Origin of the sequence: Streptomyces sp. NPDC006743, from assembly GCF_040703815.1 — a bacterium.
GTDB lineage: Bacteria > Actinomycetota > Actinomycetes > Streptomycetales > Streptomycetaceae > Streptomyces.
This window is the reverse complement of sequence record NZ_JBEYJA010000010.1, coordinates 97081-123719: the sequence shown is the minus strand read 5'-3', so window position 1 is coordinate 123719 and position 26639 is coordinate 97081. Positions and strand designations below refer to the sequence as shown.

26 protein-coding genes are annotated in these 26639 nt (G+C 74.1%); 16 read left to right on the top strand and 10 right to left on the bottom strand.

The genetic code is table 11. From position 1 onward, the window contains the following. Window positions 1-20: 20 nt before the first annotated feature. Genes ABZ719_RS11770 through paaA form a run of 5 tightly spaced genes read right to left on the bottom strand, consistent with a single transcriptional unit; the run spans window position 21 to window position 3733 of the window. The gene (locus ABZ719_RS11770; RefSeq protein WP_366725046.1) at window positions 21-1091 is read right to left on the bottom strand and encodes a 2Fe-2S iron-sulfur cluster-binding protein; all 1071 of its coding nucleotides are present in this window, start codon (window positions 1089-1091) and stop codon (window positions 21-23) included. After that, a complete protein-coding gene (gene paaD, locus ABZ719_RS11765) occupies window positions 1091-1690 on the bottom strand; it encodes a 1,2-phenylacetyl-CoA epoxidase subunit PaaD (RefSeq protein ID WP_366725045.1) in 600 nt (199 codons plus the stop codon). The genes ABZ719_RS11770 and paaD overlap by 1 nt, the downstream gene beginning before the upstream one ends. Next, window positions 1684-2424: a 1,2-phenylacetyl-CoA epoxidase subunit PaaC gene (gene paaC, locus ABZ719_RS11760; RefSeq protein WP_366725044.1), complete on the bottom strand. Its 741-nt coding sequence runs from the start codon at window positions 2422-2424 to the stop codon at window positions 1684-1686. The genes paaD and paaC overlap by 7 nt, the downstream gene beginning before the upstream one ends. Next, complete coding sequence (gene paaB, locus ABZ719_RS11755; RefSeq protein ID WP_103554257.1) at window positions 2421-2708, bottom strand: 1,2-phenylacetyl-CoA epoxidase subunit PaaB; 288 nt, start codon at window positions 2706-2708, stop codon at window positions 2421-2423. Before paaB ends, paaC begins: the two co-directional genes overlap by 4 nt. Next, window positions 2705-3733 carry a 1,2-phenylacetyl-CoA epoxidase subunit PaaA gene (gene paaA, locus ABZ719_RS11750; RefSeq protein ID WP_366725043.1) on the bottom strand — a complete coding sequence of 343 codons (1029 nt, stop codon included), beginning with the start codon at window positions 3731-3733 and terminating at the stop codon, window positions 2705-2707. Before paaA ends, paaB begins: the two co-directional genes overlap by 4 nt. A 382-nt stretch (window positions 3734-4115) precedes the next feature. Here paaA and ABZ719_RS11745 point away from each other — a divergent pair, with 382 nt between their 5' ends. The 3 genes from ABZ719_RS11745 to ABZ719_RS11735 are packed head-to-tail and all read left to right on the top strand — an operon-like array spanning window position 4116 to window position 7191. Beyond that, window positions 4116-5234, top strand: coding sequence for a DUF5819 family protein (locus ABZ719_RS11745; protein WP_366725042.1), 1119 nt, complete (start codon window positions 4116-4118; stop codon window positions 5232-5234). Beyond that, window positions 5231-6442 carry an HTTM domain-containing protein gene (locus tag ABZ719_RS11740; RefSeq protein ID WP_366725041.1) on the top strand — a complete coding sequence of 404 codons (1212 nt, stop codon included), beginning with the start codon at window positions 5231-5233 and terminating at the stop codon, window positions 6440-6442. Before ABZ719_RS11745 ends, ABZ719_RS11740 begins: the two co-directional genes overlap by 4 nt. Then, complete coding sequence (locus ABZ719_RS11735) at window positions 6439-7191, top strand: TrmH family RNA methyltransferase (RefSeq protein ID WP_366725040.1); 753 nt, start codon at window positions 6439-6441, stop codon at window positions 7189-7191. The genes ABZ719_RS11740 and ABZ719_RS11735 overlap by 4 nt, the downstream gene beginning before the upstream one ends. Before the next feature lie 24 nt (window positions 7192-7215). On the opposite strand, the gene paaN is transcribed toward ABZ719_RS11735, so the two are convergent. Next, window positions 7216-8907: a phenylacetic acid degradation protein PaaN gene (gene paaN / locus ABZ719_RS11730; RefSeq protein WP_366725039.1), complete on the bottom strand. Its 1692-nt coding sequence runs from the start codon at window positions 8905-8907 to the stop codon at window positions 7216-7218. A 195-nt stretch (window positions 8908-9102) separates the two neighbouring features. On the opposite strand from paaN, the gene ABZ719_RS11725 reads away from it, so the two are divergent. The 3 genes from ABZ719_RS11725 to ABZ719_RS11715 all read left to right on the top strand — a co-directional run bounded on the left by ABZ719_RS11725 (window position 9103) and on the right by ABZ719_RS11715 (window position 11632). Further along, complete coding sequence (locus tag ABZ719_RS11725) at window positions 9103-10617, top strand: 3-hydroxyacyl-CoA dehydrogenase (RefSeq protein WP_366725038.1); 1515 nt, start codon at window positions 9103-9105, stop codon at window positions 10615-10617. After that, window positions 10614-11204 (top strand): TetR/AcrR family transcriptional regulator, encoded by a 591-nt coding sequence (locus ABZ719_RS11720; protein ID WP_366725037.1) that lies wholly within the window; start codon window positions 10614-10616, stop codon window positions 11202-11204. Before ABZ719_RS11725 ends, ABZ719_RS11720 begins: the two co-directional genes overlap by 4 nt. Window positions 11205-11323: 119 nt before the next feature. Next, on the top strand, window positions 11324-11632 hold the full coding sequence (locus tag ABZ719_RS11715; protein WP_366725036.1) for a hypothetical protein: 309 nt from the start codon (window positions 11324-11326) through the stop codon (window positions 11630-11632). Between the two features lie 12 nt (window positions 11633-11644). Here the strand turns inward: ABZ719_RS11715 and ABZ719_RS11710 are convergent, their stop codons facing one another. After that, a complete protein-coding gene (locus tag ABZ719_RS11710; protein ID WP_366725035.1) occupies window positions 11645-12238 on the bottom strand; it encodes an Lrp/AsnC family transcriptional regulator in 594 nt (197 codons plus the stop codon). A 176-nt stretch (window positions 12239-12414) separates the two neighbouring features. Between ABZ719_RS11710 and pdhA the strand changes: the two genes are divergently transcribed. From pdhA to ABZ719_RS11675, 7 genes are all read left to right on the top strand, one after another. Next, the gene (gene pdhA, locus ABZ719_RS11705) at window positions 12415-13554 is read left to right on the top strand and encodes a pyruvate dehydrogenase (acetyl-transferring) E1 component subunit alpha (protein WP_366725034.1); all 1140 of its coding nucleotides are present in this window, start codon (window positions 12415-12417) and stop codon (window positions 13552-13554) included. Continuing rightward, window positions 13551-14555: an alpha-ketoacid dehydrogenase subunit beta gene (locus ABZ719_RS11700; protein WP_366725033.1), complete on the top strand. Its 1005-nt coding sequence runs from the start codon at window positions 13551-13553 to the stop codon at window positions 14553-14555. The genes pdhA and ABZ719_RS11700 overlap by 4 nt, the downstream gene beginning before the upstream one ends. Continuing rightward, on the top strand, window positions 14555-16090 hold the full coding sequence (locus ABZ719_RS11695) for a dihydrolipoamide acetyltransferase family protein (protein ID WP_366725032.1): 1536 nt from the start codon (window positions 14555-14557) through the stop codon (window positions 16088-16090). Before ABZ719_RS11700 ends, ABZ719_RS11695 begins: the two co-directional genes overlap by 1 nt. A gap of 216 nt (window positions 16091-16306) precedes the next feature. After that, window positions 16307-17173: an NTP transferase domain-containing protein gene (locus ABZ719_RS11690; protein ID WP_366725097.1), complete on the top strand. Its 867-nt coding sequence runs from the start codon at window positions 16307-16309 to the stop codon at window positions 17171-17173. After that, complete coding sequence (locus ABZ719_RS11685; RefSeq protein ID WP_366725031.1) at window positions 17173-18636, top strand: molybdopterin molybdotransferase MoeA; 1464 nt, start codon at window positions 17173-17175, stop codon at window positions 18634-18636. The genes ABZ719_RS11690 and ABZ719_RS11685 overlap by 1 nt, the downstream gene beginning before the upstream one ends. Beyond that, window positions 18633-19730 (top strand): potassium channel family protein, encoded by a 1098-nt coding sequence (locus tag ABZ719_RS11680; RefSeq protein WP_366725030.1) that lies wholly within the window; start codon window positions 18633-18635, stop codon window positions 19728-19730. The genes ABZ719_RS11685 and ABZ719_RS11680 overlap by 4 nt, the downstream gene beginning before the upstream one ends. 102 nt (window positions 19731-19832) lie before the next feature. Beyond that, window positions 19833-20813: an NAD(P)H-quinone oxidoreductase gene (locus ABZ719_RS11675; protein ID WP_366725029.1), complete on the top strand. Its 981-nt coding sequence runs from the start codon at window positions 19833-19835 to the stop codon at window positions 20811-20813. Window positions 20814-21406: 593 nt separating this feature from the next. On the opposite strand, the gene ABZ719_RS11670 is transcribed toward ABZ719_RS11675, so the two are convergent. After that, the gene (locus ABZ719_RS11670) at window positions 21407-22018 is read right to left on the bottom strand and encodes an NAD(P)H-dependent oxidoreductase (protein WP_366725028.1); all 612 of its coding nucleotides are present in this window, start codon (window positions 22016-22018) and stop codon (window positions 21407-21409) included. Window positions 22019-22176: 158 nt separating this feature from the next. On the opposite strand from ABZ719_RS11670, the gene ABZ719_RS11665 reads away from it, so the two are divergent. After that, window positions 22177-22575 (top strand): helix-turn-helix domain-containing protein, encoded by a 399-nt coding sequence (locus ABZ719_RS11665; RefSeq protein WP_366725027.1) that lies wholly within the window; start codon window positions 22177-22179, stop codon window positions 22573-22575. A gap of 41 nt (window positions 22576-22616) precedes the next feature. Here ABZ719_RS11665 and ABZ719_RS11660 read toward each other — a convergent pair whose 3' ends face one another. Beyond that, complete coding sequence (locus tag ABZ719_RS11660) at window positions 22617-23291, bottom strand: hypothetical protein (RefSeq protein ID WP_366725026.1); 675 nt, start codon at window positions 23289-23291, stop codon at window positions 22617-22619. A gap of 137 nt (window positions 23292-23428) precedes the next feature. On the opposite strand from ABZ719_RS11660, the gene ABZ719_RS11655 reads away from it, so the two are divergent. Continuing rightward, window positions 23429-24037, top strand: coding sequence for a helix-turn-helix transcriptional regulator (locus tag ABZ719_RS11655; RefSeq protein ID WP_366725025.1), 609 nt, complete (start codon window positions 23429-23431; stop codon window positions 24035-24037). 27 nt (window positions 24038-24064) lie between these two features. Next, on the top strand, window positions 24065-24604 hold the full coding sequence (locus ABZ719_RS11650; RefSeq protein ID WP_037861578.1) for a bacterial proteasome activator family protein: 540 nt from the start codon (window positions 24065-24067) through the stop codon (window positions 24602-24604). Window positions 24605-24742: 138 nt separating this feature from the next. Here ABZ719_RS11650 and ABZ719_RS11645 read toward each other — a convergent pair whose 3' ends face one another. Beyond that, window positions 24743-26416 carry a protein kinase gene (locus ABZ719_RS11645; RefSeq protein ID WP_366725024.1) on the bottom strand — a complete coding sequence of 558 codons (1674 nt, stop codon included), beginning with the start codon at window positions 26414-26416 and terminating at the stop codon, window positions 24743-24745. Window positions 26417-26639 lie beyond the last annotated feature (223 nt).

Genomic DNA, 26639 nt, shown 5'->3' with positions numbered 1-26639 from the left:
GGCGCGGGGGCCCGGCCCGTTCAGCGGTCGAAGTCCAGTTCCACCTGTTCCGTCGCGGGGTGCGACTGACACGCCAGGACGTACCCCGCGTCCGTCTCCTCCGGCTCCAGCGCGAAGTTGCGGTCCATGCGCACCTCGCCCGTGACCAGGAAGGCCCGGCACGTCCCGCACACGCCGCCCTTGCAGGCGTACGGCGCGTCGGGCCGGTTGCGCAGCACCGTGTCCAGCAGGCTCTCCCCCTCCCGCACCGGCCACGTCCCGCCGCGGCCGTCGAGCCGGACGGTGACCGTGCTGTGCGCGGGCGCCGTCGCGGACGGCACGGGCCCGGCGCCCGTACCGGCGTCCACGTGGAAGATCTCCTCGTGGACCCGGGACCGGGGCACCCCCAGCGCGCGCAGCGCCCGCTCGGCCTCCTGCACCAGCCCGTACGGGCCGCACAGGAACCAGCCCCGCACGTCGGACAGCGGCAGCAGCGCGGGCAGCAGCCGTGTGAGCCGCTCCTGGTCGAGGCGGCCGGAGGGCAGTCCCGCCTGCTGCTCCTCCCGCGAGAGGACCGTCACCAGGTGCAGCCGCCGCGGGTAGCGGTCCTTCAGGTCGGCGACCTCTTCGAGGAACATCGTCGACGCGGTCGTCCGGTCGCTGCGGATCAGGCAGAACCGGGCGCCGGGTTCACGGGCCAGCAGCGTGGAGGCGATGGACAGCACGGGTGTGATGCCGCTGCCGCCGACGACCGCCGCGTACAGTCCGGGCGCGGGCTCCAGCGTGAACCGGCCGGCCGGCGTCATCACCTCCAGTTCGTCCCCGACGGCGATCTCCTTCAGCGCGTACGCCGAGAAGGCGCCGCCCTCCACCAGCCGCACCCCGACCCGCAGGGTCCGCGGTCCCTCGCCCGCCGGGTCGGGGGCCGGTGAGCAGATCGAGTACGTCCGCCGTACGTCGACGCCGTCGGCCACCCGGCGCAGGGCGAGATGCTGGCCCGGCGCGTGCCGGTACTCCTCGCGCAGCTCCGGCGGCACCGCGAGGGTGAGGGCGACGGAGTCGTCGGTGAGCCGGTCGACCGCAGTCACGGGCAGCCGGTGGAAGCGGGCCATCACACCTCCTTGAAGTGGTCGAACGGTTCCCGGCAGGCCAGGCAGCGGTACAGCGCCTTGCACGCGGTGGAGGAGAACCGGCTGAGCATCTCGGTGCCGGCGGATCCGCAGAAGGGGCAGCGGAGCGGCTCGGGCGGCACGCTCTCCCCAGCGGGTGCCCGGCCCGCCGGCACGTGCTCCGCGGGGGCCGGGTCCGCTGCCGCACCATCGGCGCGGGTGCGGGTCGGGCCGAGTTCCAGCGGAACGGATGCCGAGGAGGTGCGCACGCGCGGCGGCGCTATGCCGAACTCCCGCAGTTTGCGCCGCCCTTCGTCGGTGATGTCGTCCGTCGACCACGCCGGGGAGAGCACCGTGCGCACGGCGACCTCGCGCATGCCGTGCTCGCGCAGCACCCGCTCGATGTCCAGGGACATGGCCTCGATCGCCGGGCAGCCGGTGTAGGTGGGGGTCAGCTCGACGTCCACCGCCTCCGTGCCGCGCAGGCGCACCGCGCGGACCACGCCCAGTTCCTCCAGGGTGAGGACGGGCAGTTCCGGGTCGGGCACCGAGCCGGCCAGGCGGAGCAGTTCGGCTTCGAGCGGGGTGGTCGTGGTCACCATGACGCCCCCGGGTGGCTGCGGTGCAGGTGCTGCATCTCGGCGAGCATCCGTCCGAACGGTTCGGTGTGCAGGCCCTGCCGGCCCGCGCCCGCCGCCCACGCCCCGGTCCGCGGCCCCTCGGGCAACGTCAGCGTGGCCCGGTCCAGTACGGCCGTCACCGATTCCAGCCAGGCGGACTCCAGGCCGGGCCAGTCGACGTCCAGGCCGGCCACCGGCTGGAACATCTCGCCGGTGAACCGCCACAGCGCGGTGAGGGCGCGGCGCATCCGCTCGTGACTGACGTCGGTGCCGTCGCCGAGGCGCAGCGTCCACTGCTCGGCATGGTCGCGGTGGTAGGCGACCTCCTTGACGGCCTTCCCGGCGAGCGGTGCGAACGGCCCGTCGGTCTCGGCCAGGCGGGCGTACAGCAGGTGCTGGTACGTGGAGAAGTACAGCTGGCGGACGATCGTGTGCGCGAAGTCGCCGCCCGGCTGCTCGACGAGCTGGAGGTTGGTGAAGGCGCGCTCCTCGCGCAGGTAGGCCAGTTCGTCCTCGTCCCCGATCAGGGACAGCAGGACGCGGGCCTGACCCAGCAGGTCGAGGGCGATGTTGGCGAGGGCGACCTCCTCCTCCAGGGCGGGCGCGTGCCCGACCCACTCCCCCAGCCGGTGGGAGAGCACGAGGGCGTCGTCGCCCAGAGCCAGGGCCGCGGTGGCGGTGGCCGTGGTGGGGGCGGTGGGGGCGGTGGGCGTCACAGGTGCTTCACCCCTTCCGGGATCTCGTAGAAGGTCGGGTGCCGGTAGGGCTTGTCGGCGGACGGCTCGAAGAAGGGGTCCTTCTCGTCCGGCGAGGAGGCGGTGATCGCCGCGGACGGGACGACCCAGATCGAGACGCCCTCGCCGCGCCGTGTGTACAGGTCACGGGCGTTGCGCAGGGCCAGTTCCGCGTCCGGGGCGTGCAGGCTGCCGGCGTGGGTGTGGGACAGCCCGCGCCGGGAGCGCACGAAGACCTCCCACAGGGGCCAGTCGGTGTTCGTCATGCCTGCTCCGCTCCTGTCCTGTCGCCGTGTCCCGTCCCGCCGGCGCGCTTGGCGGCGTGGGCCGCGGCGGCCTCCCGGACCCAGGCGCCCTCGTCGTGGGCCCGGCGGCGCTGGGTGATGCGCTGTTCGTTGCACGGGCCGTTGCCCTTGAGGACGTCCCAGAACTCGGTCCAGTCGATGGTGCCGAAGTCGTGGTGGCCCCGCTCCTCGTTCCACTTCAGGTCCGGGTCGGGCAGCGTGAGGCCGAGGGACTCGGCCTGGGGGACGCAGATGTCGACGAAGCGCTGGCGCAGCTCGTCGTTCGAATGGCGTTTGATCTTCCATTCCATGGACTGCGCGGAGTGCTGGGAGGCGTCGTCGGGCGGGCCGAACATCATCAGCGACGGCCACCACCAGCGGTCCACCGCGTCCTGCGCCATCGCGTGCTGCTCGGGCGTGCCCCGGCTCAGGGTGAGCAGCAGCTCGTAGCCCTGGCGCTGGTGGAAGGACTCCTCCTTGCAGATACGGACCATCGCGCGGGCGTAGGGGCCGTAGGAGCAGCGGCACAGGGGGACCTGGTTGGTGATCGCCGCGCCGTCCACCAGCCAGCCGATCGCGCCCACGTCCGCCCAGGTGAGAGTGGGGTAGTTGAAGATCGAGGAGTACTTCTGGCGGCCGCTGTGCAGTTTGTCGAGCAGTTCCTCGCGGCTGGTGCCCAGCGTTTCGGCCGCGCTGTACAGGTACAGCCCGTGTCCGGCCTCGTCCTGGACCTTGGCCAGGAGGATGGCCTTGCGGCGCAGGGAAGGCGCCCGCGTGATCCAGTTGGCCTCCGGCTGCATGCCGATGATCTCGGAATGGGCGTGCTGCGCGATCTGCCGGACCAGCGACGCCCGGTAGGCGTCGGGCATCCAGTCCCTCGGCTCGATGCGCTCGTCCGCGGTCAGGGTCGCGTCGAACGCGCGCCGGCGGTCGTCGGCTCCCGCGGCGGTACCCGGCGCATCGCCCGCCGGGGCGCCGGCCGTCTGCTGTGCGGCTGCTGTCGCCATGCGGTCCCCCTCGACCTCGGTCTGCTCCGTACTCTCCCGACCGATCGTTCGGTTCGGTGGAATTCCATGGTGCGGTCCGCCGCCGTAGGGTGTCAACCGCTGTGGACAACTGAGGGCGTGCCCTGTGGACGCAGCGGTGGACGCTGGTCCCTCGGCGCCTGTTCGGGGCCCGTGGGCCAAGGGCGGCAGAGCGGTACGAAAGCCGGACCGCGGCCGAGCGGGGGCCGGGCCGGGGGCTGTGCCGCGCGGGCGGCCCTGAGTACCGTTCCGTGCGCCGCCCGGGGCCGGGCGGCGCGGGCGGGGCGTACGGCGGCACCCGGCGTCCTCGGGGCGGCCGGCGCACGCACGTCCGGCACGGACCGGAATCAGGAGACGGGGCGGAATGGAAGCGTACGGCGGGGATGCGAACGCCCCGGGCGGCCCTGACGGGCCTGCGGCACCGGGCGGCCCCGGTGCCACGAGTGCGGCCGGCGGCGGATCCGGGGAGCCGCACCCGCCGACGGAACCGGGCCGTCCGTCCGGCTCGCCGGGCCGGACCGCCGCCGTGCCGGAGGGGTTGCCGGTCGCAGCGGCACCGGAGGCACCGGCGGCCCCGGAGGTACCTGTGGCACCGGAGGCACCACCAATCCCCGCCCCGTCGGGCCCGCCGGGCGTCCCCGACGCGTCCGGCGCGTACGACTCGGCCCGTCCCTCCCCGGCCGGTCCCTCCCTGTCCTCTCCCTCCGGTGCCTCCCCGTCTTCTCCCTCCAGTCCCTCCCTGTCCTCTTCCTCCGCTTCCTCCGCTCCCCCCGCACCGGGCGGTGGCACCGGCGGTGGCGCGGGAGCCGGGGACGGGACCGGGGCCGTCCGCGCCGGGATCGACATCGCCGGACTGTCCCCGCGCTACGGGATCGCCGCCCTCCTGGCGCTCACCGTCGTGGCGGTGGTCGCCTGCGTGCACGTCGGCATGGTGTTCCTGCACGTCGCTCCGTCGAACACCCTGACGAAACAGCACGGCAAGGCCATCGACGAATGGATCTACCCGGAGTTCGAGCAGAACTGGAAGCTGTTCGCGCCCAACCCGCTGCAGCAGAACATCGCCGTGCAGGTGCGGGCCGAGACCCGCGGGCGGGACGGCGGCGGCCGCACCACCGGCTGGTACGACCTGTCGGCGCAGGACGGCCGGGCCATCGACGGCAACCTGCTGCCCAGCCACACGGAGCAGAACGAGCTGCGCCGCGGCTTCGACTTCTACGCCTCCTCGCACGACCAGAAGAACCGGCCGCTGGGGCTGCGCGGCACGCTGTCGCAGCAGTACCTGCGCCGCATCGTCGTCCTGCGCCTGGAGCGCGGGCGGGCGGCCGGTCCGGGCGGGGTCGTCGAACGCGTCCAGGTGCGCGTGCGCACCGCCGCCGTCCCGCCGCCCGCGTGGAGCGGGGAGAAGGTGTCGACCGCGGCCTCGTACCGCACGCTGCCCTGGTGGTCCGTCCCGGCCGGTGAGGCCGCGGGAGGTGTCGGGTGAACAGCCTCACGCTCACGGTCTCCCGGGGGATCAGCCGGGTCACCGAAGCGGCTCTGGGCCCCTGGCAGGCGGCCGTGACACGCATCGGCTTCTCCGCGACCTGGCTGCTGTTCCTGCTGCGCGAGCTGCCGCACCGCCAGGAGATGTACGGTCCCGACGGGCCGTGGAACTGGGACCTCGCGCGGCGGCTGACCGACGACAACGGCGCCTTCACGGTCCTGTTGTGGTTCCGGGGCCGGTTCTGGTTCGAGACCGTCTATCTGCTGGCGGTGCTCGCCGGCCTGCTGCTGATGCTGGGCTGGCGCACCCGCACGATGTCCGTGCTGTTCATGCTCGGTGTGCTCTCGCTGCAGAACCGCAGCATCTTCATGGGTGACGGCGGGGACAACGTCCTGCACCTGATGGCGGTGTACCTGGTCTTCACCCGCTGCGGGCAGGTGTGGTCGCTGGACGCGCGGCGGGCCGCACGGGCTCGGGCGGCCCGCGCGCGCGGGGAGCGGCTGCCCGACCGGGCCGGTCCCGTCCTGTGGTGCGTGCTCGGTGCGGCGCTGATCGCGGTCACCGCCGCGGGCCGCGTTCAAGGTGAGTGGCTGATACCGGCGCTCCTGTGGTGCGTGTGGGCGGCCCAGGGGGTGTACTGGCTGGTCGGGCGGCGTGCGCGGTCGGCCGAGCCGCGCCTGCTGCTCGACGTCGTCGGCAACATCGTGCACAACGCCGCCCTGTTCGTGATCATGGCCGAGGCGTGCCTGATCTACGCGACGGCCGGCTGGTACAAGATCCAGGGGTCGCGCTGGGAGGACGGCACCGCCGTGTACTACCCGCTCCACCTGGACTACTTCTCGCCCTGGCCGGCCCTGGCCGATCTGCTGTCCTCCAGCGGGACGATGATGATGCTCGTCACCTACGGGACGGTGATCCTGCAGGTCGCCTTCCCGTTCACGCTGTTCAACCGGCGGGTGAAGAACGTCCTGCTCGTCGCCATGATGACCGAGCACGCGGTGATCGCCGTCGTCCTCGGGCTGCCGTTCTTCTCCCTGGCGATGATCGCGGCGGACGCGGTGTTCCTGCCGACGCCGTTCCTGCGCAGGCTGGGCGATGCGGTGGCACGCGCGTGGGCGCGGCTGCCGCGGCGCGCGGGCCGCCCCGTGCCCGGGCAGCCGCACTCACCGCAGGAGAGCGAACCCGCCCGCGTAGGCTTCCCCGCATGAACGACCCCGTGGGCACCTGGCACCGGCTCGCCGGCGGTGCCGTCCTGCTCGACGGCTTCCACGCCCTCAAGCACGCGCTCCGCTTCGGCGCCGAGGTGCCGGTGGCGGTCGCCGCCGACCGGGAGGCGGCACTCGCCCTCGCCGACGAGCTGGCACCCGACGTACGCGACGCCCTGGACGGCCTGCTGACCGAGGTGCCGCGGCAGACGTACGCGTCGCTCGTGCCGCGTCCGCACCCCACGGCTGTGGCCGCGCTGGCCGTACGGCCTGCCCGGGAGGCCGGACTGCGGGCGCTGGCGCACACGCCCCGCAGCGCGCCCGTCATCGTGCTGGACCAGCCGCGCAACCTGGGCAACGCCGGTGCGGTGATCCGGCTGGCGGCCGGTTTCGGCGCGACCGGTGTGGTCACCACGGGCACCCTCGACCCGTGGCACCCGACGGTGGTGCGGGGCGGGGCGGGTCTGCACTTCGCGACGGTCGTGGAGCGGCTGACCGTGCAGACGCTCCCGCCCGGGCCGCTGTTCGCGCTCGACCCGCAGGGCCAGGACATCCGCGGTCTGGAACTGCCCGACGACGCCGTCCTCGCCTTCGGCTCCGAGCGCAGCGGGCTGAGTGCCGAGCTGCGCGAGCGCACCGACCACCTGGTGGCCCTGCCGATGCGCCCCCAGGTCTCCAGCTACAACCTCGCCACCAGTGTGGCGATGACGCTGTACCACTGGAGCGCCGGCGGGGGCGCACCCGCGCGCTGAGGGGCCCGGCCCCAAAGGGTTGGTTCAGGCCTGGCGGCGGACCTCCACCACCCTGAAGCGGTTCGCCACGAACGCGCCGTCGGTGAGGGCGGCGTTGGCCGCCGGGTTGCCGCCCGAGCCGTGGAAGTCGGAGAAGGCGGCCGTCTGGTTGACGTACACCCCGCCGGTGAGGTTCAGCGAGAGCTGGGCGGCCTCCTCCAGGCAGACCTCCTGCACCGCCCGCTCGACCTCCTCGTCCGTCGTGTAGGCGCCCACCGTCATGGCGCCCTTCTCGCGGACCGTGCGCCGCAGCAGTTCCACCGCGTCGGCGGCCGAGTCGACGGCGACCGCGAAGGAGACGGGGCCGAAGCACTCGCTCAGGTAGGCGGCCTCGGCGTCCGGCTTGCTGCCGTCCAGCTTCACGATCACGGGGGTGCGGACCACCGCGTCCGGGAAGTCGGGATGGGTGACCTCGCGGGAGGCGAGGGCGACCTCGCCGAGGGCCGCGGCGGCCTCCAGGCGGGCCTTGACGTCCGGGTTGACGATCGCGCCGAGCAGCGCGTTGGCGCGGGCGTCGTCGCCGAGCAGGGCGTCGACCGCCTGCGCGAGGTCGGCGGCCACCTCGTCGTAGGACTTGGGGCCCTCGTCGGTGCGGATGCCGGTGCGGGGGATCAGCAGGTTCTGCGGGGTGGTGCACATCTGGCCGCTGTACAGGGACAGCGAGAAGGCCAGGTTGGAGAGCATCCCCCTGTAGTCGTCCGTCGACTCCACGAGCACGGTGTTGACGCCGGCCTTCTCCGTGTACACCTGGGCCTGGCGGGCGTTGGCCTCCAGCCAGTCGCCGAAGGACGTGGAGCCGGTGTAGTCGATGATGCGGATCTCGGGGCGGGTGGCCAGGCTCTTGGCGATGCCCTCGCCGGGGCGCTCGGCGGCCAGGGCCACCAGGTTGGCGTCGAACCCGGCCTCGGCGAGCACCTCGCGGGCGGTCTTCACCGTGAGGGCGAGCGGCAGCACCGCGCGCGGGTGCGGCTTGACCAGGACCGCGTTGCCGGTGGCCAGGGAGGCGAACAGGCCCGGATAGCCGTTCCACGTCGGGAAGGTGTTGCAGCCGATGACCAGGGCGATGCCCCGGGGGACCGGGGTGAACGCCTTGGTGAGGGCGAGCGGGTCGCGCTTGCCCTGCGGCTTGGTCCACTCGGCGGTGTCCGGGGTGCGCACCTGCTCCGCGTACGCGTACGCCACCGCTTCCAGGCCGCGGTCCTGGGCGTGCGGGCCGCCCGCCTGGAACGCCATCAGGAAGGCCTGGCCGGAGGTGTGCATCACGGTGTGCGCGAACTCGTGGGTCCGGTCGGAGATCCGCTTGAGGATCTCCAGGCAGACCGCCGCGCGGGCCTCGGCGCCGGCGTCGCGCCAGGCCCGCTGTCCGGCCCTCATGGCGGGCAGCAGGACGTCGATGTCCGCGTGCGGGTAGGTCACGCCCAGGTCGATGCCGTAGGGCGAGACCTCGCCGCCCACCCAGTCGTCGGTGCCGGGCTGGCCGAGGTCGAGGCGGGTGCCCAGCAGGGCGTCGAAGGCGGCTTTGCCCGCGGCGGCGTCCAGGCTGCCGTGCGCGCCGTAGGCCTTGGGGTGCTCGGGGTGGGGCGACCAGTACGCGCGCGTGCGGATCGCCTCCAGCGCCTGGTCGAGAGTGGGCCGGTGGCGGGCGATCAGCTCGTGCGTCGTCGGTTCGGCGGCCATGCGGGACCAACTCCTTGTCTCGAGAGCTCCTCGTCGAGCTCATGACCTGGCGGAAACATGGGCAGGGACAGCCGGTCAGAGTTAGAGTAACCGAACGATCGGTCGGGACAAGGGGATCCGCCGTATCTGTGGAGAAGTCGGGCCAGGGGGGGTCCGCCGCGTCTGTGGAAAACGCCGTGCGGGAGGATCGCGCACATGACAGCACTGGACCTCAGCAGCCCCGTGGCCGTCGTCGGCACCGGCACCATGGGCCAGGGCATCGCCCAGGTCGCGCTGGTCGCGGGTCACGTCGTACGCCTGTACGACGCCGTGCCCGGGCGGGCCGCCCAGGCGGCCGCCGCGATCGGCGCCCGCCTCGACCGGCTCGTCGAGAAGGACCGCCTCACCGGGGCCGGTCGGGACGCGGCCCGCGCCCGCCTGAAGCCGGCCGAAAGCCTCGCCGAGCTGGCCGACTGCTCCCTGGTCGTCGAGGCCGTACTCGAACAGCTGGACGCCAAGCAGGAGCTGCTGAAGGACCTGGAGGGCATCGTCACCGACGACTGCCTGCTCGCCACCAACACCTCCTCCCTGTCGGTCACCGCGATCGGCGGCGCGCTGCGCAACCCCGGCCGCTTCGTCGGCCTGCACTTCTTCAACCCGGCGCCGCTGATGCCGCTGGTGGAGGTCGTCTCCGGGTTCGCCACCGACGTCACCTCCGCCACGCGCGCGTACGAGACGGCCCGTGCCTGGGGCAAGACCCCGGTCGCCTGCGCCGACACCCCGGGCTTCATCGTCAACCGCATCGCCCGCCCCTTCTACGCGGAGGCGTTCGCCGTCCACGAGGGCCAGGCCGCCGATCCGGCCACCATCGACGCGGTGCTGCGCGAGTCCGGCGGGTTCAGGATGGGCGCCTTCGAGCTGACCGACCTCATCGGCCAGGACGTCAACGAGTCCGTGACGCACTCCGTGTGGCGCTCCTTCTTCCAGGACGTGCGCTTCACGCCCTCGCTCGCCCAGCGGCGCCTGGTGGAGTCGGGCCGGCTCGGCCGCAAGAGCGGCCGCGGCTGGTACGACTACGCCGACGGCGCCGAGCGCCCCGAGCCGCACACCGCCGAGCCCGCCCAGCCGCCCGCCCACGTCGTCGCCGAGGGCGACCTGGGCCCGGCGGCGGAGCTGCTCTCCCTCATCCGCGAGGCGGGCATCCCCGTCCGCGAGGAGGACGAGGACCACGGCACCCGCCTGGTGCTGCCGAGCGGTGGCCAGCTGGTCCTCGCCGACGGGCAGACCTCGGTGGAGTTCCGGGACGTCGTCTACTTCGACCTGGCGCTCGACTACCGCCGCGCCACCCGCATCGCCCTGTCCGCCTCCCAGGACACCGCCCCGCAGACCCTCGCGGAGGCCACCGGCCTCTTCCAGGCGCTCGGCAAGGACGTCAGCCTCATCGGCGACGTGCCCGGCATGATCGTCGCCCGCACGGTCGCCAGGATCGTCGACCTGGCGCACGACGCCGTGGCCAAGGGCGTCGCCACCGAGGAGGACATCGACACCGCGATGCGCCTGGGCGTCAACTACCCCCTGGGCCCCTTCGAGTGGAGCCGCCGGCTCGGCCGCACCTGGGCCTACGGCCTCCTGGACGACCTGCACCTGCGCGACCCGTCCGGACGCTACGCCCCCTCGCTCGCGCTGTACCGCCACGCGTACGCCACCGACAAGCGGGAGTCCGCCTCATGACCACCGCCCGACGCGACACGTACACGCCGCAGACGCTGCTCTCGGTGGCCGTGCGGGTCTTCAACGAGCGCGGCTACGACGGCACCTCCATGGAGCACCTGTCCAAGGCGGCCGGCATCTCCAAGTCGTCGATCTACCACCACGTCGCCGGCAAGGAGGAGCTGCTGCGCCGGGCGGTCACCCGGGCACTCGACGGCCTCTTCGGGATCCTCGACGAGGAGCACGCGCGCGCGGGAAGTGCCGCCGCCCGCCTGGAGTACGTCGTGCGGCGCATGGTCGAGGTGCTCATCGCCGAACTCCCCTACGTGACGCTGCTGCTGCGGGTGCGGGGCAACACCGAGACCGAGCGCTGGGCGCTGGAACGGCGCCGCGAGTTCGACCACCGGGTGGCCGCGCTGCTGAAGGCGGCGGCGGCCGAGGGCGACGTGCGCGGCGACGTGGAGGTGCGGCTCGCGACGCGGCTGGTCTTCGGGATGATCAACTCGATCGTGGAGTGGTACCGGCCCGACGTGCGGGGGGCCGGCGAGCGCGAGGTGGGCGACGCGGTCGTCCGGCTGGTCTTCGGCGGGCTGCGGCACTCCGGCTGACCCCTGGGGAGGACGAGTACGGGGGCGGGGCGGGGTGAGTACGGGGGCGGACGGGGTGGCGGGAGGGATGAGCACGGCGTCCGATGTCCCGGCCGGCCGCCCGGTGATGAGCTGGACGCATGCTTCGCGACGAACCGCGGCCGGGAGCCGCGCACCCCACCTGGTGGAAGGCGCCGTTCGCGGCCACCGTGACCGGCCTGCCGTTCCTCGTGTGGGAGTACCACTGGTTCTCCTCGGGTGACGGCGTCGGCTCCTTCGGCGGCATCCTCTACTGGGCGTGCGGCCTGCTGGCCCTCGCCTGGGTGCTGCCGCACCGCCGGTCCGTGCGGACCGCGCGGGTGCTGACCGCCGGTGCGGGACTGGGCTGCGCCCTGCTGCCGGGGGTGATGGCCGTGCTGCTGGTCGGGGCGGCGGTCGCCTCGTCCTGACGTGCCGCACCGTCACCCCTGCGGTTCGAGGTCCTCCTCCTCGAACACCAGCAGTGTGCGGGTGCTGAGCACCTCCGGGATCGCCTGGAGCCGGGTCAGCACCACCTCGCGCAGCGCCCGGTTGTCCGGCGTGTGGACCAGCAGCAGGACGTCGTAGTCTCCCCCGACCAGGGCGATGTGGGAGGCGCCCGGCAGCCGGCGCAGCTGGTCGCGCACGGTGCGCCAGGAGTTCTGCACGATCTTCAGCGTGATGTACGCGGACGTGCTCTGACCCGCGCGCTCGTGGTCGACCCGGGCGCCGAAACCGCGGATGACGCCGTCCTCGACGAGGCGGTTGATACGGGCGTAGGCGTTGGCGCGCGAGACGTGGACCCGTTCGGCGACCGACCGTATCGAGGCCCGGCCGTCCGTCTGGAGCATCCGCAGGATGTCCTGGTCGATGGCGTCCAGCGGGCGCGGCGGCGGGGCGGTGTTGCCGCCGTCCTCCGGACGCTCGGCGCTCTCCGCCCTGCGTTCGCTCTCGGGCCTGCGTTCCGCGTTCTCCGTCCTGCGCTCGTCGTTCTCCGTCCCTCGCCCGGCGTTCTCGGCCATTCGTTCAGACGGCATGTCCCCCCGCCTCTCCACCATGGACGTACTGCATCCATCCCAGGCTGTGGAGAACCGTTTGTCCACAGCCTGGGGCCGCCTGTAGCCAAAATGTGCCGACGACCGAACAATCGGTAGGTGGGGCGCGTCACAGCCGACGCGCCTCCCGTAGCCACTCCCACGAGGAGGTGCCCGCCATGACGGTCATGGAGCAGCGGGGTGCGTACCGGCCATCGCCGCCGCCCGCCTGGCAGCCCCGTACCGACCCCGCGCCGCTGCTGCCCGACGCGGAGCCCTACCGCGTCCTGGGCACGGAGGCGGCCGCGAAGGCCGACCCGGAGCTGCTGCGCCGTCTGTACGCGCACCTGGTGCGCGGACGCCGGTACAACACGCAGGCCACCGCCCTCACCAAGCAGGGCCGTCTGGCCGTCTACCCGTCCAGCACCGGCCAGGAGGCCTGTGAGGTCGCCGCGGCCCTCGTCCTGCAGGAACGCGACTGGCTCTTCCCGAGCTACCGCGACACGCTCGCCGTGGTGACCCGCGGCGTCGATCCCGTCGAGGCCCTGACGCTGCTGCGCGGGGACTGGCACACCGGCTACGACCCGCGCGAGCACCGGACCGCCCCGCTGTCCACCCCCCTGGCCACCCAGCTCCCGCACGCCGTGGGCCTCGCCCACGCCGCCCGGCTCAAGGGCGACGACGTGGTCGCGCTGGCGATGGTGGGCGACGGCGGCACCAGCGAGGGCGACTTCCACGAGGCGCTGAACTTCGCCGCCGTCTGGCAGGCCCCGGTCGTCTTCCTGGTGCAGAACAACGGCTTCGCCATCTCCGTCCCGCTCGCCAAGCAGACGGCGGCGCCCTCCCTGGCCCACAAGGCCGTCGGGTACGGCATGCCCGGCCGCCTGGTCGACGGCAACGACGCCGTCGCCGTCCACGAGGTGCTCACCGACGCCGTACGGCACGCGCGCGCGGGAGGCGGTCCGATGCTGGTCGAGGCGGTGACGTACCGGATCGACGCCCACACCAACGCCGACGACGCCACCCGCTACCGCGGCGACGCCGAGGTCGAGGCCTGGCGCGACCACGACCCGGTGAAGCTGCTGGAACGCGAGCTGTCCGGGCGCGGCCTGCTCGACGAGGACACCGTCACGGCCGTGCGCGAGGACGCCGAGGCGATGGCCGCGCGGCTGCGCGAGCGGATGAACCAGGACGCGCCGCTCGACCCCATGGACCTGTTCGCCCACGTCTACGCCGAGCCGACCCCGCAACTGCGCGAGCAGCAGGCCCTGCTGCGGGCCGAGCTGGCCGCCGAGGCCGAGGAAGGCGGCGCCCGATGACCACCGTCGCGCTCAAGCCGGCCACCATGGCGCAGGCCCTCACGCGCGCGCTGCGCGACGCCATGGCCGCCGACCCCGCCGTGCACGTCCTGGGCGAGGACGTCGGCACGCTCGGCGGTGTCTTCCGCGTCACGGACGGGCTCGCCGAGGAGTTCGGCGAGGACCGCTGCACCGACACACCGCTGGCCGAGGCGGGCATCCTCGGCACCGCGGTCGGCATGGCGATGTACGGGCTGCGCCCGGTCGTCGAGATGCAGTTCGACGCGTTCGCCTACCCGTCGTTCGAGCAGCTCGCCAGCCACGTCGCGAAGATGCGCAACCGCACGCGCGGGAAACTGCCCCTGCCGCTGACCGTCCGCATCCCCTACGGCGGCGGCATCGGCGGCGTCGAGCACCACAGCGACTCCTCCGAGGCGTACTACATGGCGACTCCGGGGCTCCATGTCGTCACGCCCGCGACCGTCGCCGACGCCTACGGGCTGCTGCGCGCCGCCATCGCCTCCGACGACCCCGTGGTCTTCCTCGAACCCAAGCGGCTGTACTGGTCGAAGGACTCCTGGAACCCGCAGGACCCGCGGCCGGTGGAGCCGATCGGCCGCGCGGTGGTGCGGCGCACCGGCCGCAGCGCCACGCTCATCACCTACGGCCCGTCCCTGCCGGTCTGCCTGGAAGCCGCCGAGGCCGCCCGCGCCGAGGGCTGGGACCTGGAGGTCGTCGACCTGCGCTCGCTGGTGCCGTTCGACGACGAGACGGTGTGCGCGTCGGTACGGCGCACCGGGCGCGCGGTCGTCGTCCACGAGTCGGGTTCGTTCGGCGGGCCGGGCGGGGAGATCGCCGCCCGCGTCACCGAACGCTGCTTCCACCACCTCGAGGCGCCGGTGCTGCGGGTGGCCGGGTTCGACGTCCCCTACCCGCCGCCCATGCTGGAGCGGCACCACCTGCCCGGCGTCGACCGGATCCTGGACGCCGTCGCGCGGCTGCAGTGGGAGGCGGAGGGCTGATGGCACAGGTGCTGGAGTTCCGGCTCCCCGACCTCGGGGAGGGGCTCACCGAGGCGGAGATCGTCCGCTGGATGGTCGAGGTGGGCGACGTCGTCGCCGTGGACCAGCCGGTCGTCGAGGTCGAGACGGCCAAGGCGATGGTCGAGGTGCCCTGCCCGTACGGCGGCGTGGTCACCGCCCGCTTCGGCGAGGAGGGGGCCGAGCTTCCGGTGGGCGCACCGCTGCTGACCGTCGCGGTGGGGGAGTCCGCGGGGAGCCCCGGACCGGCCGCCGGGGAAGGCACCGGCGGGAGCGCCGGCGGCTCGGGCGGCGGCAGTGGCGCGGGCGGGGGCGGCGGATCCGGCAACGTCCTGGTGGGATACGGCACGGCGGAGGCCCCGGCGCGCCGCCGCAGGGTCCGGGCTGTGCCCGGCGCCACGTCCGCCGCCGGCGGGCGGTCCGCCGCTGCCGGCGCGTCCGCTGCGGGCGCCCCCGGTGCCTCGCCTGCGGCTTCCGTCCCCGACACGGCCGTGTCCGGCCGGCCGGCCGACGGTCCGGTCCCGGTGATCTCCCCGCTCGTGCGCAGGCTCGCCCGGGAGCACGGACTGGATCTGCGGCAGTTGCCGGGATCCGGCCCCGACGGGCTCATCCTGCGCTCGGACGTCGAAGCAGCCCTCGAACAGGCCTCCAAGGCCCCGGCCGCCGCCCTCACGGGCTCGGTGGCGGACCCCGCGGGCCCGTCCGCGTCCGGTGCCTCCGTGTCCGCTGCCGCGGGGAGCGGTGTCTTCGGGACCGCTGCCTCCGGGACCGGTGCCTCCGCGTCCCCCGCGTACCGGCCCTCCGCGACCGCTCCCGCGCCGGGAGCCGCCGAAACCCGCGTCGCCCTCAAGGGCGTGCGCGGGGCCGTCGCCGACAAGCTCTCCCGGAGCCGCCGCGAGATCCCCGACGCGACCTGCTGGGTGGACGCCGACGCCACGGAACTCCTGCGCGCCCGGGCGGCGATGAACGCCGCGGGCGGTTTGAAGATCTCCCTGCTCGCCCTCCTCGCCAGGATCTGCACCGCCGCGCTCGCCCGCCACCCCGAGCTGAACTCCACGGTCGACACGGAGGCCAGGGAGATCGTCCGGCTCGGCCACGTCCACCTGGGCTTCGCCGCGCAGACCGAACGCGGGCTCGTCGTACCGGTCGTACGGGACGCGCACGCGCGCGGTGCCGAGGCGCTGACGGCCGAGTTCGCCCGGCTCACCGAGGCGGCCCGCGCCGGCACCCTCACCCCGGGGGAACTCACCGGCGGCACCTTCACGTTGAACAACTACGGCGTGTTCGGCGTGGACGGCTCGACACCGATCATCAACCACCCCGAGGCGGCCATGCTCGGCGTCGGCCGGATCGTCCCCAGACCCTGGGTGCACGAGGGCGAACTGGCGGTCCGGCAGGTCGTCCAGCTCTCGCTCACCTTCGACCACCGGGTGTGCGACGGCGGCACGGCGGGCGGATTCCTGCGCTACGTGGCCGACTGCGTGGAACAGCCGGCGGTGCTGCTGCGCACCCTGTGAGCGCGCTCCCCCGGGGCGCTCCCGCCGGGCGAGTCCCTGGGACACGCGTCGGGTGACGCCCCCCTGCGACGGCAGGGCGACGGGCGGGCAGGGGACCGCCCGTGTTCCCCGGCCCGGCGGGGAGGACATACTCGGGGGGTGACCGCCTACGAGCACCCCGGCGACCGGGACACCCCGGCCGGCGACCCGGCGCCGGACCCGGCCCATGACGCCGTCGTGCTCGCCGGGGGAGCCGCGCGGCGGCTGGGCGGCGCGGACAAGCCCGGCGTGCGCGTCGGCGGCCGGGCCCTGCTCGACCGGGTGCTCGGCGCCTGCGCCGACGCGCGCACCACCGTCGTCGTGGCCGACCCGCGGCCCACGGCGCGTCCCGTGCGATGGGCGCGCGAGGAACCGCCCGGCGGCGGCCCCCTCGCCGCGCTCGCCGCGGGGCTGCGGCACACCACGGCGGACCTGGTCCTCGTCCTCTCCGCGGACCTGCCCTTCCTGCGGCCCCGGACGGTACGGCGGCTGCTCACAGACCTGCGCGCGAGCCGAGCCGACGGCGCGCTGCTCACCGACGCCGACGGCCGCGACCAGCCGCTCGTGGCGGCTTACCGCGCACCCGCGCTGCGCCGGCGGCTGGCCGCGCTCACCCGCGAGAACGGCACCCTCACCGGCCTTCCGCTGCGCCGGCTGACCGCGGCGCTCGACCTCACCCGGGTCCCCGACTTCGTCGCCTCTTTCGACTGCGACACCTGGGACGACATCGCCACCGCCAGAGCACGCATCAGGGAGCATGGGCACGTGCTGGATGAATGGATTTCCGCAGTCAAGGACGAACTGGGCATCGACCTGGACGTCGACACCGGCGTACTGCTCGACCTCGCGCGCGACGCCGCCCACGGTGTGGCCCGGCCCGCGGCGCCCCTGACCACCTTCCTCGTCGGCTACGCGGCCGCCCGCGCCGGAGCCGGCCCCGAAGCGGTGGCCGAGGCCGCCCGCAAGGCCGCGGCGCTGGCCCTGCGCTGGGCGGAGGAGGACAGCGCGGGGAAGGAGCCCGACCTGGCTCCCGACGCCACGCCCGACACGCGGCCGGACGCCTGATGACGGCCCGCGGCGTGCAGGCCGGCGAGGACGCCGAGGACCTCGACGTCGAGGAGGCGCTCGCGCTCGTGAACCAGGGCACCGGCCACTTCCCCGGCGACAGCCCCCACTTCCCCGGCACCGGCGCCACCCCGGCCCCCGGCACGCCCGGGCCCGCCACCGGCGGCCGCGTCTCCGGGCAGGGCGGGGACGCCGGACCCGGCTCCGGCGCGGCCCCGCACGGCGGCCCGCACGCCGCGCACACCGGCCCGCAGGGCCACGCGCACGCCACCCCCTGGCCCCGGGCCCGCGACATCGCGGCCCGTGCCGTCCGCCCCGCCGCCCGTGCCACCGCCGTCCCGGTCCCCCTGCACGCCGCCCTCGGCCTGGTCCTGGCCGAGCCCCTCGCCGCCCTCACCGACCTGCCCTCCTTCGACACCTCCGCGATGGACGGCTGGGCGGTCGCCGGGCCCGGCCCCTGGGACGTCCGCGAGGGCGGCTCCCTCGCCGGGCACGCCCAGGCCGCCCCGCTGACCGACGGCGAGGCCGTGGGGATCGCGACCGGCGCGCGCATCCCGCAGGACACCACCGCGGTGCTGCGCACCGAGCACGGCCGGACGGACGCCAAGGGCAAGCTGCACTCCGTCCGCGACCTCGGCCACGGCCAGGACATCCGCCCCCGCGGCCAGGAGTGCCGCAGCGGAGAGCAGCTCCTTCCCGCCGGCACGCTGGTCACACCGGCGGTGCTGGGCCTCGCCGCGGCCGCCGGGTACGACACCCTCACCACCGTGCCCCGGCCACGGGCCGACGTGTTCGTCCTCGGGGACGAACTGCTCACCGAGGGGCTGCCGCACGACGGGCGGATCCGGGACGCGCTCGGCCCGATGCTGCCGCCGTGGCTGCGCGCGCTCGGCGCCGAGGTGGCCTCCGTGCGCCGTGTCGGCGACGACGCCAAGGCCCTGCACCGGGCGCTCACCCGGTCCGAGGCCGACCTCGTCGTCACCACCGGCGGAACCGCTGCCGGCCCCGTCGACCACCTGCGCCCCACCCTGCGCCGTATGGAGGCCGACCTGCTGGTGGACGGCGTCCGGGTCCGCCCCGGCCATCCCATGCTCCTGGCCCGCACCAAGGAGAACCAGCACCTCGTCGGCCTGCCGGGCAACCCCCTCGCCGCCGTCTCCGGTCTGCTCACGCTGGCCGAGCCACTGCTGCGCGCCCTGGCCGCGCGCCCCGCTCCGGAGCCGTACACGATGCCGCTGCGGGACGGGGTGCACGGACATCCGAGCGACACCCGGCTCGTCCCCGTCGTCCTGCGCGGCGACCACGCGGCCCCGCTGCACTACAACGGGCCCGCCATGCTGCGCGGTGTCGCGGCGGCCGACGCCCTGGCCGTCGTACCGCCGGGCGGCCTGCGCGCCGGGCAGGAGGCCGAACTGCTCGATCTGCCGTGGGCCGCCGCCGGAATCGGAGTGTGTTTCACGTGAAACTTCCGGGCCATGACGCGATCGCCCGTCAGGCGGACGAACACCTCGTGACCCAGCGGGTGAAACTCCCGAGGAAACTGGTGGACCGCCCTATACGCCAGGTCGGAAAGCGACTGGCCATGGCGCTGCTGGTACTGGTGGTGACGGTGGTGGTCGTCTACGCCGACCGTGACGGCTACCACGACAACGCCGACAGTTCCGTCGACCTCCTCGACGCGGCCTACTACGCGACGGTGACCCTCTCCACCACCGGGTACGGCGACATCACGCCCGTCAGCGACAGCGCCCGCCTCACCAACATCCTCGTCATCACGCCGCTGCGCGTGCTGTTCCTGATCATCCTCGTCGGCACCACGCTCGAAGTCCTCACCGAGCGCACCCGGGAGGAATGGCGCCTGAGCCGCTGGAGGGCCACCTTGCGCGAACACACCGTCGTCGTCGGGTTCGGTACGAAGGGGCGGTCGGCGATCCAGACCGTGTGCGCGACCGGGCTGAAGAAGCAGCAGGTCGTCGTGGTCGACCCGAGCGCGAAGGTGATCGACGCCGCCACGGCGGAGGGGTACGCGGGCATCGTCGGCGACGCCACCCGCAGCGAGGTGCTCAAACGCGCCGAGGTCCACCGGGCGCGGCAGATCATCATCGCCACGCAACGGGACGACACGGCGGTCCTGGTGACCCTGACGGCCCGGCAGCTCAACCGGGCCGCGAAGATCGTCGCCGCGGTGCGGGAGGAGGAGAACGCCCCGCTGCTCAAGCAGTCCGGCGCGGATGCCGTGATCACCAGCGCGAGCGCGGCGGGAAGGCTGCTGGGACTCTCCGTGCTCAGCCCCGCCGCCGGCATGGTCATGGAGGACCTCATCCAGCAGGGCAGCGGGCTGGACATCGTCGAACGGCCCGTCATAAAGGCCGAGGCTGGCCGCAGTCCGCGGGAGGTCGACGACCTGGTGGTGAGTGTCGTCCGCGGACACCGGGTGCTCGGCTACGACGATCCGGCCGCCGCCGCGCTGCAGCTGACGGACCGCCTGATCACGATCGTCCGGGCCACCCCCGGCTCGCAGGTCGCCCCGGACACCCGTCCCCTGCCGATGGACTGACCGCCGGGCCCCGGGAGCACCGCCTCGCGCGGGCCGGCCCGCGGCACGCGTGTGTGCGGCGGCCCGCGGCCGCGGCGGCGGGTGAGGAGTAGCGTCGGCCCCATGCATGCGATCACGATTCCCGAACCCGGTGGACCCGAGGCGCTGGTGTGGGACGAGGTGCCCGATCCCGTGCCCGGCGAGGGCGAGGTGCTCGTCGAGGTGGTGGCCGGCGCCGTCAACCGGGCCGACATCATGCAGCGGCAGGGGTACTACGAGCCGCCGCCCGGCGCCTCCCGCTACCCCGGCCTGGAGTGCTCCGGCCGGATCACCGCCCTCGGCCCCGGAGTGTCCGGCTGGGCGGTCGGCGACGAGGTGTGCGCGCTCCTCGCGGGCGGCGGCTACGCCGAGAAGGTCGCCGTCCCGGCCGGCCAGCTGCTGCCCGTCCCCCAGGGCGTGGACCTCGTCCAGGCGGCGGCACTGCCCGAGGTGACCTGCACCGTATGGTCGAACGTCTTCATGGTCGCCCACCTCCGCCCCGGTGAGACCCTGCTCGTGCACGGCGGCTCCAGCGGCATCGGCACCATGGCGATCCAGCTGGCCAGGGCCGCGGGCGCCCGGGTCGCGGTCACGGCGGGCACCAAGGAGAAGCTGGACCACTGCGCCGAGCTGGGCGCCGAGATCCTGATCAACTACCGCGAGCAGGACTTCGTCGAGGAGATCCGCCGGGCCACGGACGGGGCCGGCGCCGACGTCATCCTGGACAACATGGGCGCCAAGTACCTGGACCGCAACGTCCGGGCGCTCGCCGTCAACGGCCGGCTCGCGATCATCGGCATGCAGGGCGGCGTCAAGGGCGAGCTGAACATCGGCGCCCTGCTGAGCAAGCGGGGCGCGATCAGCGCGACCTCGCTGCGGGCCCGCCCGCTCGACGAGAAGGCGGCGATCGTCGCGGCCGTCCGCGAGCACGTGTGGCCGCTGCTCGCGGACGGGCACGTCCGGCCGGTCGTCGACCGGCAGGTGCCCCTGCGGGACGCCGCGGACGCCCACCGGCTCGTGGAGGAGAGCACGCACGTCGGCAAGGTGCTGCTGGTGACCTCCTGACCCGTGCCACGCCGTCTGCGGACCGGGTACGGACCCGGCCGCGGGCCGCACGGACCATGGAAGACCCGGCCGCGCCGGGACGACACGGGACGACGTACGTGCCCGGGCGCCCTGGGACGACGTACGGATCCGGCCGCCCGGGGACCACATACGTGCCGGGCGCCCCGGGACCGCGTACGTGCCTGCCGCCCGGGGACCGCGTACGTGCCGGCCGCGCCGGGACGAGCCACGGACCCGGCCGCCCCCGAGCCGGGCGCCGGGTCCGTGCCGCCGGGGCGCGGGGGCACCGCAGGGGGAGGTTCTCCAGGGTGGCCACGGGGGCACCGCAGGGGGAGGAACTCCAGGGTGACCACGGAGTTCGTCCGCGGAACGCCGTACAGGAACGTGTCGAACCGGGGGTCGGTCACCGGCAGCCGGCCCTGGCTCACGGCGGGACCGGTGGATGTGCCGGCCCCCGGGCAGGTGCGTCCGGAGACGAGGGCGGCCCGTGGCGGCGTCGCCGAGGGGCCGCGCAGGGGTGATCTCGTTCTCCTCCCCCGTGTGGCCCCCGGGCCGGTCCCCCGTGTCGCCCCGGGGCCGGCCGGGACCGCGTGTCAGGACACGAGCGCGGCGTGCTCCCGCGCGGACTCGGCGGCCCGCAGCAGCGACTGCCGTGCCGATTCCTCCGCCTGCGGTATCAGGGCGGCCATGGCCGGGGTGACCGGGGCCAGCGTCAGCTCGCGCGTGATGACCTCGACCCGCAGGCCGAGCGCGTCGCCCAGGACCTTCTCCAGGTAGTTGGTGTCGAACTCGAAGCCGGCCCGGGGCGTGCCGGGACGGTAGGAGCCGCCGCGCGAGGACGCGACCACGACGCGCTTGCCGGACGCGGGCACGCCCTCACCGAAGGTCCGCCCCGCCAGGATGATCTGGTCCAGCCACGCCTTCAGGGTGGACGGCACGGTGAAGTTGTACATGGGGGCGCCGATGAGGACGACATCGGCCTTCTCGAACTCGGCGATGAGCTGCCGGCGTAGCGGCGGCAGGGTGTCGGCGGCGACGGTGGCGGCGTCCAGGTGCGGCACGCGGTCGGCGGCCAGGTCCCGGTAGATGACGCTGCCCTGCGGGTGCGCTTCCTGCCAGGTCCTGCGGAAGGCGTCGGTGAGCTGACGGGAACCGGAGTTCTCCAGGGGGAAGAGGGACGAGTCGAGGTGCAGCAGGACGGCCACGGAGGAACTCCTCGGAACGGGCACGCCGGGGCGTGCGGAGGGGCGGCGGGCGGGCATGCGGAAGCACCGCCGCCGTACGTCAGTTTCATAAGTGACTTACAGAGTCACAGTAACTTACTTTTCAGAAGCGACTCAGGGGCGGACGGTAGCATGGGCGCATGGATCAGGGGCGGCACGACGCGGGGCAGTGCACGGCGGTGGGCGGCGCGGTCGAACGCGTCTTCGTCCTTCTGGGCAAGCGCTGGAACGGCGTCATCCTGGCCAGCCTGATGGGCGGTCCCGGCCGGTTCGCCGAACTGCGCCGCGCCGTCAGCGGGATCAGCGAACGCATGCTCTCCGACCGTCTCGCCGAACTCGGCGAGGCCGGCCTGGTCAGCCGCGAGGTGGACGCGGGGCCGCCCCTGCGCGTCTCCTACCGGCTCACTCCCGCGGGTGAGGCCCTCCGGCCGGCCCTCGATGAGCTGGGCACCTGGGCCGAGAAGTTCCTGGGGGTGTCCGGGCAGGACGGCTGCCCCTCCCTGCGGCAGGCGGAAGCGGCGGATTCCCGCAACGGCTGAAACCCGGCCCGGTCCGCGCCGGCGGGAGGTGACGGCAGGGCTCAGACCCGGCGCACCCGCAGCGCGATGAACGCCAGCCCCAGGCCGAGACCGATCAGGACCAGTCCGCTGCCGAGCGGCAGCAGCTCCAGCACCGGTCCGGTCGCGGGACCGTCGCCTGCCGCGGGCCGGGGGACCGGTGGCGTGTCAGGCGCCGAGGGTGAGGGGGAGGCGGTCGCCGGTTCCTCGGCGGCAGCCGTCGGCGGGCCGGTCATGTCCGAGTCCGGGCCGCCGTGCCGGTCGTGCCGCGGCCGGCCCCGGTCGTCGCCCTCCCCCTCGCCCCCGTGCCGGTGGGGGTGGCCCGGCCGCTGCCGTCCCTCCCCCGCCGGGCTGCCGGCCCCGGACGGCTTCTTGGGGAGGAGGAGGGCGGCCGGGGGCGCGACGGCGGCGGCCACCGGGGAACGGGACGAGGCGGGGGACGCGGAGGCGGGCGGCGCGGGCGGCGCCTGCGAGGAGGTGCGCGACGGACCGGACGGGTGCGGCGGGGCCGGCGAGGAACCGGTGCCCGGGCGGACCGCCGTGGCGGAGGGTGACGACGTGGGGGCGTACGGCGACGCGGACGCGGAGGGCCCCTGCGCGGCGGCGCACGCCGCGGCGGGGCCGCCCGGCAGGGCGAGCGCGCCCAGCAGGAGCAGCGGTCCCGCGGTACGCGGCAGGGCGCGCAGCCATGGAGTCACCCGGGGACCCCCTCACGGTGGCCGATCAGTGGTGCGGTGCGGGGAAGCGGTCGTCTGGTGCAACAACAGTCACATCAACGGACCCATCCGGCATTCCGGGTTCGTCCGCCAGGCCGAATCCGCTGCACAATCCGGGTATGGCGCTACCGCACGGGCTGCTGGCACTCCTGGAGGCCGGTCCCCGCTCCGTCTCCGGGCTGCGGGCCGAGTTCGAGGCCCGCACCTCGGCGGCGTGGGCGCCGGACCTCGGCGCGGTCTGCGCGGCACTCGGCCGGCTGGAACGGGACGGCCTGGTCGTCCGCGAGGCGGGGGACGCGGCCGGACGGGCGCTCTACGCGCTGACCGGGGCGGGCCGCGCCGAACTGCGGTCCTGGTACACGCGGCCCGTGCGGCCCGGGCCCGCCGCGCCGGGCGGGCAGCCGCCGGACGAACTGGTCACCAAGCTGGTGCTGGCCCTGGGAGCGCCCGGCGTCGACGTACGCGACATCGTCGACCGGCAGCGCCGGTACGTGTCCGAGGCGCTGCAGGACTGCGTACGGCAGCGGGCGGAGGTCCTGGCGCGGCTGCCCGAGCACGCCCGGGAGGTGGCCCGGCTGCTGGTCCTGGAGCGGTCGATCTGCCGGGCGGAGGCCGAGTCCCGCTGGCTGGACCACTGCGCGGCCCGCCTGGAACGCCTGGGCCGTCCGGGGGACACCCCGGCCGCGCACACGGTGGATCACTCTCCACGGGGGGCACCAAGGAGATGACACGTACGGGTACGAGAGAATGGCGGCATGGAGATGCCGAGGAACGAACGGTCGCCGGAGAATCCGCAGATCCTGGTCGTGGGCCAGGACGGCATGGCGCTCGGGGGCGGCGGGGACGACGACTCGCGCGAGACCCCGGTCACCGAACAGGTGGAGCAGCCGGCCAAGGTCATGCGGATCGGCAGCATGATCAAGCAACTGCTCGAAGAGGTGCGTGCCGCTCCTCTCGACGAGGCCAGCCGGGCCCGGCTCAAGGAGATCCACGCCAGCTCGGTCAAGGAGCTGGAGGACGGTCTCGCGCCGGAGCTGGTCGAGGAACTGGAGCGGCTCTCGCTGCCGTTCACCGACGAGGGGACTCCCAGCGACGCGGAACTGCGCATCGCGCAGGCGCAGTTGGTGGGCTGGCTGGAAGGACTCTTCCACGGGATCCAGACGACGCTGTTCGCGCAGCAGATGGCCGCCCGAGCCCAGTTGGAGCAGATGCGCCGCGCCCTGCCGCCCGGGGTCGGCATCGAGGGCGGCGACGACCCCCGCACGGGCGGGCGCTCCGGGGGGCCGTACCTGTAGGGCGTACCTCAAGGCCGCACACGCGGAAGGTGACACGAGGGCCCGGCAGCAGTGCTGCCGGGCCCTCACCCGTCACAAGACCGCGGCCGGGCCGGCCGGACCTGTCCGCCGGTGATCAGGTCGCCCGGGGCCGTCCGGTCAGGACGAGACCGGGTCGCCCGTGGACACGTTGAGCTGGATCACCGGCATCTTGTGCGGGTCGACGTCCGTGTCGGCCGCGGGGAACTGGCTCATGACCGTGTCCTGGCCGTACGTGTTCTCGTCCACGTAGTCGACCTTCAGCTGCCAGCCCGCCGCCTGGAGGCACTCCTTGACCGAACCCAGGTACTTGAACTGGAAGTTCGGCACCTTGATCAGCTTCGGGTCGTTGTACGACTCCTGCGGTTCCTTGCACTCGCTCTGGCTGATCGTCTTGGAGGTGTCCGGACCGCGGTGGCCCTCGACGGCGGCCGGGGAGGAGCCGCGGCTCGGGCCGGTGCTGGTGCCCCCGCCTCCGGCGGTGTCGTCCCCGCCCTTGTTCAGCAGGAGCGCGGCGATCAGGCCGACGACCGCGATCACGGCGACGGCCGCCGACGCGATGATCACCGTCTTGTTGTTCCTGCCACCGCCGGACGCACCCCCCGCCGCGGCGGTGCCGGACGACTGCGGGGAGACGCCGTACGGGGGCGGGGTCGAGGCCTGCTGCGGGGCGGCGTACGGGGAGGGGGCGGGCGGGGTCTGGTACCCGGCCTGCTGCTGCGGGTAGCCGTACGCCGGTGAGGGGGCGGCCGGGGCCGGGGTGCCGTAGGGGTTCGGCGCCGGGGCCGGCTGGTACGGCGTCTGCACGCTGCCCGCCACCGGCGGTGTGGCGTCGACCGGCGGGAACACCGCGGAGCCGACGCCCGCGCCGCTCGGCGTCTGGGCGCCCGGCACGATGCTGGGCGGCGCCGCCTGGAAGGAGGCCGCCACCCGCAGGCACTCGTCGCGCATGGACTCGGCGCTCGGGAAACGCTCGTTGGGGTTCTTCTTCAGCGCGCGGGCGACCAGCGCGTCCACCGCCGGGGGCAGCGCGCGGTTGACCGCGGACGGCGCGACCGGCTCCTCCTGCACATGCGCGTACGCGATGGCCAGCGGCGAGTCGGCGTCGAACGGCAGCCGCCCGGTGACGAGCTGGAACAGCATGATGCCGACGGAGTACAGGTCGGAGCGCGCGTCCACGCCCCGGCCGAGCGCCTGTTCGGGCGAGAGGTACTGGGGGGTGCCGACGACCATGCCGGTCTGCGTCATCGAGGTGACCCCGGACTGCATGGCGCGGGCGATGCCGAAGTCCATGACCTTGACGACGCCGCGCTTGGTCACCATCACGTTGCCCGGCTTGATGTCGCGGTGGACCAGGCCCATCTCGTGGCTGATCTCCAGCGCGGCGAGCACGTCCGCGGTGACCTTCAGGGCCTTGTCGGCGGGCATCGCGCCGTGCTGCCGCACGTCCTCGTCGAGCACGGAACCCAGCGGCCGGCCCTCGATGTACTCCATGACGATGTACGGCGTCGTCATGCCGTCGACGTCGTCCTCGCCGGTGTCGAAGACGGAGACGATGTTCGTGTGCGTGAGCTTCGCCACTGCCTGGGCCTCGCGGCGGAACCGCTCGCGGAACGCGGGCTCCCGGCCCAGCTCGGTGTGGAGCGTCTTGATCGCGACGTGGCGGTCGAGCACGGAGTCGTGGGCGAGGTGCACCGAGGCCATGCCGCCCTCGCCGAGCAAGTCACGCAGCTGGTAGCGGCCGCCGGCCAGCGACCGCCCCGCGAACCGGCTGTGCGCGCCGTCCTGGCTCATCTTCTGCGTCCCCCATGTGCGCGGCGCCGGCGGCTGCTGCGCCCGCGCGATCGGCTGTCCTCGACGGTCCCGGGACCGGACCTGACCTGACCGCGTGTCCGGATCTCGATGATCGAAAGTGTCATTCCCGGCCAAGTCTGCCCCAGGGCACTGACACGTCAAGCTCGGTGCCCGTTCCGTGACCGTACGCGAAGGAAGCGTCGCGCAAGCGTTACAGCCGGCG